The following is a 7,101-nucleotide window of genomic DNA, read 5'->3' on the forward strand; positions in this document are numbered from 1 at the left end:
TTAGAATTTCACAGCATCTTTTGGTACAATTTCATTGATCGTAGTAATTTTAGAAAAATCTAATTTTGGAGACGATGTAAATTGAATATTTTTAGAAAACTCTCCGTTAACAGAAATCGCTTTATCAGAAGTGGAAGTAAATTCTATGTTTTTAAACGACATATTTTTTCCGTTATAGATCTCAAAAACAGTTGGTTTTTCGATGTCCAGTTTTACATTACTGATTTTGATTCCGTCAGCATCGATAATAGAAAAACCATTTTCTGTTTTTGCAATTAAATTGGAGATTTCGATGTTTTTAAGATTCATTTCAGGCAAGCCTTGTAGAAAAACAGCCTGATACGCTCCTTTAATAGTAATGTTTTTTATCAAAATATTCCTGAACTGTGGCGTTTCTTCGTTTACAGGAAGTATTTGAGTATTAATTTTATTTCCTCCTTCGGCTAAAGCTTCAGCAATGGATTTTCCACCATAATAAAGATCAAAAGAAATTGCCTGCGATGGAATATCAGTCATGAATATATCCGAGATGTAGATGTTTTCTACAATTCCGCCACGTCCACGAGTGCTTTTAAAGCGTAAACCAACATCAGTTCCCATAAAAGTACAATTAGAAACGTGAAGGTTTTTTACGCCACCTGACATTTCACTTCCAACCGTTACGCCACCATGTCCATGATAAACAATATTATTTCGCACAATGATATTTTCGCAGGGAACGGCACGATCACGGCCATCTTTATCTTTACCTGATTTAATGCAAATAGCATCGTCACCTACATCAAAACTGGAGTTTTCGATAATTACATTTTTGCAGGATTCTACATCCAGACCATCGCCGTTTTGAGAATACCAAGGATTTCTAACGGTTACGTTTCGAACAATTAAATCTTCAACCATCAAAGGGTGAATATTCCATGCAGGCGAATTTTGAAATACCGGACCGTCAAATAAGACTCTTTTACTATTTTGAATACTTACCAATACTGGACGTAGAAAGTCATGAATAGCTTCAAAATCTTCCTTGGTTTTTAGATCCAATCGAATATTCTGATCTGCGCCTTTTGAACCTTTTAAATATTGCTCTGATGGGTACCAAGAATCTTTTTTCTCATTAAGAACTCCGCCAGAAGCCACAAACTTTTTCCATTGTTCCTCTGTCAATTTGCTTTTTTTAACTTGCCTCCAGGCTTCACCGGAACCGTCCCAAACACCATTTCCGGTAAAAGCAATGTTTTCCAGATTTTTACCATAAATAGGAGAGATGCATCTCCATGTATTCAAGCCTTCGAAACTGGTTTCGATAATAGGATATAAAATTTTATCTGTAGAAAATTTAATTAAAGCGCCGGTTTCAGCATGCAATTCGATGTTGCTTTTTAAGATAATTGGACCTGTAAGCCAGATTCCCGGAGGGATAATTACTTTTCCACCGCCTTTTTTGGTAAGCGCATCTATAGCATCGGCGAAAGCCTTTGTATTTAGGACATAACCACCATTTACAGCACCAAAATCTTTTAGATTTACTACATTTTTGGGAATAACCGGTTCTTTTACTTTCGCCATTTTAAACTCAATACCCTGATAATTATCTTTAGAATTTTGAGCTATTAAAACACCTGAACAGTTTATTATTAAAGCTGTCAGAACAATGTTTAATAGGTTTAGCAAATTGTTTTTTACACTCATTATTTTAGTTCTTTGGTTTTGTTAATTATGTCTTTTGCCTAAATTATAGCTTTAATTTGTATTAACAATTCAATAACAAAGCTGTAAACACCGCAAATTGATATTGTAATCGATTACACAAACATATAAAATTATATTGAAAAACAAAAAGATCACGCAATTCAATTTTATTTGTAAATATATTCTTGTCATTACAAGAATTTAAGCCACGAAACCATTCGCTTTTTAGTTTTTATTAACAAATGACAAATATTGGAACTCAACATTTTTAAGTACTTTTGTGGCACTTTTATACAATGTAATTCCCTAAAAATGGATAAAAAAATATTCTCTTTTTTGTTTTCTACACGATTAATGGCCGTTCTTTTTTTAACATTTGCAATCGCAATGGGTGTTGGAACTTTTATCGAAAGTAAATACAACACAGATACAGCCCGAATTTTAATTTACAATACTTGGTGGTTTGAGGCGATTATGGTCTTTTTTATGATAAATTTCTTCGGAAATATTAAACGCTATCAATTACTTAAAAAAGAAAAATGGGCAACTTTATTGCTTCATATTGCTTTTATTTTTATTCTTTTAGGAGCTTTCATTACACGTTATATCAGCTACGAAGGCATGATGCCAATTCGTGAAGGTGCTACCGAAAATCAAATTTTTTCAGACAAAACATTCTTAACTGTTTTTGCAGACGGAGAATACAAAGGTGAAATGAAACGTAGAGTTTTTGAGAAAAACTTATTGTTTTCGCCAGTAACCAATAACGATTTTACGCTTTCAGGCAAATTTGACGAAACTCCTTTTGAAGTGACTTACGTTAATTATATAATGGGAGCAAAAGAGACGATTAAACCAGATCCAAAAGGAGCTTTATACTTAAAATTAGTTGAAGCAGGGGCGGGAGGACGTGAAGAACATTTCCTGAAAGAAGGTGAAGTTCAAAACATTCATAATGTTTTATTTGCTTTGAATAAACAAACAGCCGGTGCGATTAACATCAACACAACAGGCGATAAATATACGATTCAAACTCCTTTTGAAGGAGAGTTTATGCGAATGGCAGATAAACTAAAAGGAAGTGTAACTAAAGATAACGTGCAGCCACTTATGATGCGTTCATTATACAGTATTGGCGATATCAGAATTGTATTTCCAGATCCGGCAGTAAGAGGAATTGTTGATTATGAATCAAATAACGATTATAAAGCAAAATCTCATCACGATGCCTTAATTGTAAAAGTTAAAGCTGAAGGACAAGAAAAAGAAGTTAGACTTTTAGGATCTAAAGGAAGCGTAGGCGAGCCTCAGACCGTTAAAATTGGTAAAATAGAATATAGTTTATTCTACGGAAGTAAAGCCTATATCACACCTTTCAAAATTAAATTGAATGATTTTATTGCAAGTAAATATCCAGGAACAGAAAAAAGTTATTCGTCTTTTGAAAGTCAAGTAACCGTTCAGGATTCTACAGAGACTTTTGATGCCCGTATTTACATGAACCACGTATTAGACTACAAAGGATACAGATTTTTTCAATCATCATTTGATCCGGACGAAAAAGGAACAGTATTATCTGTAAATCACGATTGGTGGGGGACATCAATTACTTATTTAGGTTATTTTATGTTGTTTTTTGGATTAATGGCAATCATGTTTACAAAACATTCTCGTTTTGCAGATTTAAAACGCAAACTGGAAGTTGTGAAAAAGAAGAAAGAAAAATTAATTACCATTTTGGTTTTAATGATTGGTTTGAGCGGATTTGCTCAGGCGCCACACGTTCATACACCAGGTCACGATCACAATCATACAGCAGATCCTAAAGATCACGCCAATCACGTAACTGCTCCTCCAAGCAAGAAACAATTAGACTCGTTATTGTCTATTTATAAAGCTCCGGAAGCACACGCTGCCAAATTTGGACGTTTGATTATTCAGGATGCAGGAGGTAGAATGAAGCCAATTAATACTTTTTCGTCTGAATTGCTTCGCAAAGTAAGTCAGAGTGATACTTATAACGGAATGAATTCTGATCAGGTATTTTTGTCTATGACACAATATGCTCAGGTTTGGATACAGGTTCCAATTATTTACCTTAACACAAAAGATGATAGTATTCGTAAAATTATTGGGATTGAAAAGGGAATGAAATTAGCACCTTTTGTAAAGTTCTTTGATGAAAACGGAAATTATAAACTTGCACCTTACCTAGATGCTGCTTACAAAGCTGGAAATCCAAATAGTTTTGAGAAAGATTTTATCGAAGCAGATAAAAAAGTAAACTTAATGGAATCTGCATTAAGCGGAAGCATTTTGAGAATATTCCCAATCCCAAATGATCCAAACAACAAATGGATTTCTTATCTAGAGTTAGATAACGCAGGATTAAAAGGAATGGATTCTACTTATGTAAAACAAATTCTGCCTTTATATTTTAGCGCTTTAAACAATGGTGCTATTTCTAAAGATTTTAAAACTGCAGATCAATTAGTAGAAAGTATCAACGGTTTCCAGAAGAAATTTGGAAGTAAAGTACGTCCAAGTGAGCAAAAAATTGATCTTGAGATTGCCTATAATACCTATAATATTTTACCAAAAATGTTTTACTGGTATTCTCTTTCAGGAATCTTTATGTTGATTTTTACACTTTTCAGTATCTTTTTTGATAAAAAATGGTTACGAATCACTGTAAATGGTTTCCATATATTGATAGGCTTAATATTTGCACTTCATACCCTAGCATTAATTGGACGTTGGTACATTTCAGGTCACGCACCTTGGAGTAACGCTTACGAAGCAATTGTATATGTAGCGTGGTCAACAATGTTCTTTGGATTGGCTTTTGATCGCAAATCAAAACTTACAGTAGCATCTGCAGCATTTGTGACAGCGATGATTTTCATGGCATCAAACGCCAACTGGATAGATCCTGAAATTGCAAATTTACAACCCGTTTTGAATTCGTATTGGTTAATGATTCACGTTGCGGTTATTGTGGCAAGTTACGGGCCTACTGCGCTTGGAATGATTTTAGGTTTTGTGTCGCTGGTATTGATTTTCTTTACCAATGAGAAAAACAAGACCAAAATGGAGCTAAACATTAAAGAGATCACTTATATCAACGAAATGTCAATCACAATTGGTTTAATCATGTTAACTATTGGTAACTTCTTAGGAGGACAATGGGCCAACGAAAGCTGGGGTCGTTACTGGGGATGGGATCCAAAAGAAACTTGGGCTCTAATCTCGATTATGATTTATGCGTTTGTAATTCACGCTCGTTTTGTTCCGTCATTAAGAGGAAAATGGTTCTTCAATTTAATGACTATGTATGCCTTTGTATCCATTTTGTTTACATATTACGGAGTAAACTTCCACTTAGTTGGACTGCATTCTTACGCAAGCGGAGAAGCACATTCATTAAGCTGGGTTTATTATTCATTAGGAACAATTTCGGTAATTGGAGCATTAACATACCCTAAATACCACAAATATTATAAAACCAAAAAGGTTAAAAAGATCAAATAATCGATAATTAGAAGTAATTATTAATTCACAAAAAAGGTTCAACGATAAGTTGAACCTTTTTTTATGAAGTAAATAGATATTTGTATAAACTTAGGATAATAATCAGGAGCTGTTTCCTGCTGTCCACTATATCTTTTCCTTGCTAAAGAAGCAAGAAAAAGGATGCCGTTCCCATCAGGGCTAAGGCATGGTTTTCTACAAGAAGTTTCATAACAAACAACATACTAAAACTTGAAACCTGAAACTTGAAACCTGAAACAAAAAAACTGAAACAAAGAAAACCTGAAATAAACTTTTAATAATTTACAATAACGCTTTTATAGCCAGAATTATAAAGAAAATTAAAAAGAAGCAGATCAAAAATATAATATGACTTAAAACCGTAAGAAAGAATACCTTCGTTTTTGAGATCTTATTAAAGAATTGAATATTAGTCCAAAATATTAAAAGCATTCCCACAACATAAGTTAGATTCGAAAACATCTGAAGATGCGCTGTACTATTGGAATACACGAGAATAGGAAACATCACAATCTGTGCAAAAATCCTTTGTGAAGCCTTAAAAGTATTTAGTACAAAATACTCCACAAAATTATAACCTTGTTTTCTAAAGGCAATATAAGTCCCAATAGTATAAAAAGGTATCGCTGCAATTGTTGTCCACGAAAAATGCGTCGCAATCCATTCGTTAAATGCGTTCATATCAAACTCTGTTTCTTCAGAATTTGAAAATAAATTAATGTGAAAATAATGGTATAAAACACCATACAACGTTGCCAATACAACAACTAATGACAAAGGTTTAAAATGCTTAACACGTTTTCCTTCAATAAACTCTCTTATAGAATGTCCTGGTCTGGTAAATAATTGTTTTATAGAATAAGGAATTCCAGCGTCAAAATGAAATAAACCGTGTTGAATATCGTGCCACAAAAAGTGTGCATTTATTTTGTGTGTTTCAGCAGTTTGTCCGCATTTATTGCAATAGTTGCCCTGAAAAACATGTCTACAGTTTTTACAAATTATTTCCATTTTGTGGTATTTTTCAGAATCAAGTTCTGCAATGATAAGAATTTCTTTTCTGGTTTTTCATGACATCTGAAGGCCAAAACAATAAAGTTTAATTTTCAATAGTATTCTTTTTAAATCCGTTAGGATACATAATCGCTAACAATACAATAATTAGCAAAAAGTTGTACTCAACACCATTGCGTCCGCCGCCAACAACAAACCAGCCTTCTTGAAAATGCACAAGAATAATTCCCATAATCAAAACAAAAATTGTTACAAATCCCGCTAATTTGATGTATTTATTCCAGATTAAAAGCACAGCTGCAATAATATGAGATAATTTTATACTCCAGGCAATAACAACACCAAAAGGAGCAAAACCAATCTGGTTGAGATATAAATTTCCAAAATCATTAATTCCGTTATCAAAAATTCCAAAAATAGAATGAGTTAAAAGGATAATGGCAACTGCAATTCTCAAAAGTAAAGTTCCGTTCATAATTAATAGCTTGATGTTAGTTGAATTAAAAATAATAAAAAAACGCATATTAGAATAGACTGCACCCAAAAGTTTAGACGAATTTATAATTAAGTTTGATAATAATGAGCTCGATATTGTATCGGGCTCATTCCTTTTAGATTTAGTTTTATTCTATCGTTATTATAGTAATTTATATATTCAATTATTTCTTGTTTTAATTCACTAACTGAACTGTATTTCTTAAGATAAAAAAGTTCTGATTTTATTATTCCGAAGAAATTTTCTATTACAGCGTTGTCAAGACAATTTCCTTTTCTTGACATACTTTGTCTGATTCCTTTTTGTCTTAATAAATATTGATATTGTTTCATTTGATACTGCCATCCTTG

Annotated in this window: 5 protein-coding genes; 1 reads left to right on the forward strand and 4 read right to left on the reverse strand. The window is 32.9% G+C overall.

The genetic code is table 11. The features are described from left to right. Positions 1–1,689, reverse strand: coding sequence for a glycoside hydrolase family 28 protein (locus CHB81_RS25030; protein ID WP_089354545.1), 1,689 nt, complete (start codon positions 1,687–1,689; stop codon positions 1–3). 312 nt (positions 1,690–2,001) lie between these two features. Between CHB81_RS25030 and ccsA the strand changes: the two genes are divergently transcribed. Further along, positions 2,002–5,220 carry a cytochrome c biogenesis protein CcsA gene (gene ccsA, locus CHB81_RS25035; protein WP_089354546.1) on the forward strand — a complete coding sequence of 1,073 codons (3,219 nt, stop codon included), beginning with the start codon at positions 2,002–2,004 and terminating at the stop codon, positions 5,218–5,220. Between the two features lie 303 nt (positions 5,221–5,523). Here the strand turns inward: ccsA and CHB81_RS25040 are convergent, their stop codons facing one another. The 3 genes from CHB81_RS25040 to CHB81_RS25050 all read right to left on the reverse strand — a co-directional run. Continuing rightward, entirely contained in the window at positions 5,524–6,252 is a 729-nt protein-coding gene (locus tag CHB81_RS25040; RefSeq protein WP_089354547.1) for a DUF3667 domain-containing protein, read from the reverse strand. Positions 6,253–6,340: 88 nt separating this feature from the next. Beyond that, entirely contained in the window at positions 6,341–6,730 is a 390-nt protein-coding gene (locus CHB81_RS25045; protein ID WP_089354548.1) for a DoxX family protein, read from the reverse strand. A gap of 89 nt (positions 6,731–6,819) precedes the next feature. Continuing rightward, on the reverse strand, positions 6,820–7,101 hold a 282-nt coding region (locus tag CHB81_RS25050; protein WP_141130458.1), incomplete at its 5' end, for an IS3 family transposase.

Source organism: Flavobacterium sp. ov086, assembly GCF_900187965.1.
In the GTDB taxonomy this organism is placed as follows: Bacteria; Bacteroidota; Bacteroidia; order Flavobacteriales; family Flavobacteriaceae; genus Flavobacterium.

Coding starts and splice junctions, on each gene's coding strand:
- CHB81_RS25030 (WP_089354545.1), bottom strand. CDS start 1,689: ATGAGTGTAAAAAACAATTTGCTAAACCTATTAAACATTGTTCTGACA.
- ccsA (WP_089354546.1), top strand. CDS start 2,002: ATGGATAAAAAAATATTCTCTTTTTTGTTTTCTACACGATTAATGGCC.
- CHB81_RS25040 (WP_089354547.1), bottom strand. CDS start 6,252: ATGGAAATAATTTGTAAAAACTGTAGACATGTTTTTCAGGGCAACTAT.
- CHB81_RS25045 (WP_089354548.1), bottom strand. CDS start 6,730: ATGAACGGAACTTTACTTTTGAGAATTGCAGTTGCCATTATCCTTTTA.